Consider the following 2,311-nt stretch of genomic DNA (forward strand, 5'->3'; position numbering starts at 1 on the left):
CCACACCCAATTAGTATGTCCACACAAAGTTTTCAGGCACTTACCATTATGCACATCCCATAGCTTCACCGTTTTGTCATCACTGCCACTAGCCAGAGTTTGACCGTCGGGACTGAAAGCGACTGACCACACCCAATTAGTATGTCCACACAAAGTTTTCAGGCACTTACCGTTATGCACATCCCATAGCTTCACCGTTTTGTCATCACTGCCACTAGCCAGAGTTTGACCGTCGGGACTGAAAGCGACTGACGGTATCCAATTGGTATGACCTTGCAAAGTTTTGAGGCACTTACCGTTATGCACATCCCATAGCTTCAGTGTTTTGTCGTCACTGCCACTAGCCAGAGTGTTACCATCTGGATTGAAGGCAACAGACCGTACCCAATTGGCATGACCTTGCAAAGTTTTGAGGCATGTACCGTCATGCACATCCCATAACTTCAGTGTTTTGTCGTCACTGCCACTAGCCAGAGTGTTACCATCAGGACTGAAGGCAACTGACCACACCCAATTGGTATGACCATGCAAAGTTTTGAGGCACTTACCGTCACGAACATCCCATAACTTCACCGTTTGATCTTCACTGGCACTAGCCAGGGTGTGACCATCAGGACTGAAAACAACTGATCGAACTCGATTGGTATGCCCATGCAAAGTTTTGAGGCACTTACCGTCACGGACATCCCATAACTTCACCGTTTGGTCGTCACTGCCACTAGCTAAAGCTTGACCATCAGGACTGAAGGCAACTGACCATACTGGACTGGTATGTCCCGTCAAGGTAAAAAGTGATTTACTATCTGCAACTTGCCACAAGTAAGTTTTATCATTAACACTAGCTATAGCCAAAAGTTTTCCATCAGGGCTAAATGCTACCGACAAAATACTACCCCAGGTTTCAGCAAAAACAGATTTAGCTAAATCGGAGCCAGCAAAATTTACATGATGCAAATTTAAATCTTGTAAGTAGGCTTGCCAAACAGTCAGATGAGAAAAATCATAGTTACTCAAATCAATTTGTAGTTGACAAAGTAGATTCAAAACATTTCCAACTGCATATCCTGCTTCCGGCAGAAGTTTTTTTGGTAGTTTCGATAAAACTTCCTTTAGCTGGTACTCAATATTTGCAGGAATTCTAAAACTACTTGTCAACCTATCTAAAACTGGCTTAAGTATAAGGTTGATTTGAGTATTTCTAATATAATCTTTCGCACTGGCTTCAATTAGAGCATGACTCATGAATAGTGCAGTTTCACCCGTTATAATTTCTTGACTAACCTTTTCAATCAATACCTCAGTCATGTACTCCATAACTACAGGTTGGAGTGTGAATAGTGCAGTACTTTTTTCAATTAGCGATCGCCGTCTTAGCGATTCTAAAGCCTCCAGTAACCGCCTTTTTGGCAATGGTCGCACAATATCATCTAACAACTCCTCTAGGGAAACAAACTCACGCTTAATCGCCAGCCAGTACATAACTTCTTTCTCTAGCTTTGACAAGCGCTCAAACTGCTGATCTAATAAATTACGGATGTCGCCAAAAATTATCTCCCCTTCATTTAAAAAGGCAGCGATATCACCGCCAAATAACTCACGGATCGGCTCAGAAACTAGTTTTAATGCCAAGGGGTTGCCTGAATAATGCCTTACTAGCTTTGCCCATTCTTGATCTGACCCAAACAAGCCTTTATCCTTGAGAACTTCTCGTCCTTCTATTCCTCCCAAGCCAGGTAATGATAGCGTTCTGACTGGTGATGCTTCTCCTTCTAGAGGTGCAAATTCTTTCGGTTTTTCACGAGAAGTTAGCACTAAGCAACTAATATGAGGTTCTTCTCCCACCCGTCTGAGCAACTCGCCATAACCCTCATATCCTTCTCTATAATGTCCCACCGCTAAGACGAAATCCTTGCCGCAAGCATCCCCTCCTTGCATAATCGTCTCGGCATTATCCAGTACCAAAAGACTTCGACGCCCTCTTAAATAATTAATTAGCAGTGTAACTCGACCGTCTACAGTTTTTGGTAAATCGGTTTCCTTCTTATCAGATACAAATAAAATCAGGTTCGCTAACATCTCTTGGATGGGTGGAGCATTGCGGAGACTTCGCCAAATAAAGTACTCGAAATTATCCTGAACCTCGTCTGCTAGCTTCACAGACAAAGTAGTTTTGCCAATTCCTCCCATGCCTAATAATGCTACTAATCGGCAGCTATCATCAACAATCCACTTCTTGAGCTTAGACAGTTCTGCTTCCCTTCCATAGAAGACACCACGAATCCTAGGTGCTTCGCCCCAATCTTGGTGATTG

1 protein-coding gene is annotated in these 2,311 nt (G+C 43.2%); it reads right to left on the minus strand.

Annotated elements, in window-relative coordinates; genetic code table 11:
* A partial coding sequence (locus tag LC574_RS36305; protein WP_267871804.1) for an NB-ARC domain-containing protein occupies positions 1 to 2,311 on the minus strand: 2,311 nt, incomplete at both ends.

Source organism: Nostoc sp. CHAB 5715 (assembly GCF_020829685.1).
Lineage (GTDB): Bacteria > Cyanobacteriota > Cyanobacteriia > Cyanobacteriales > Nostocaceae > Nostoc.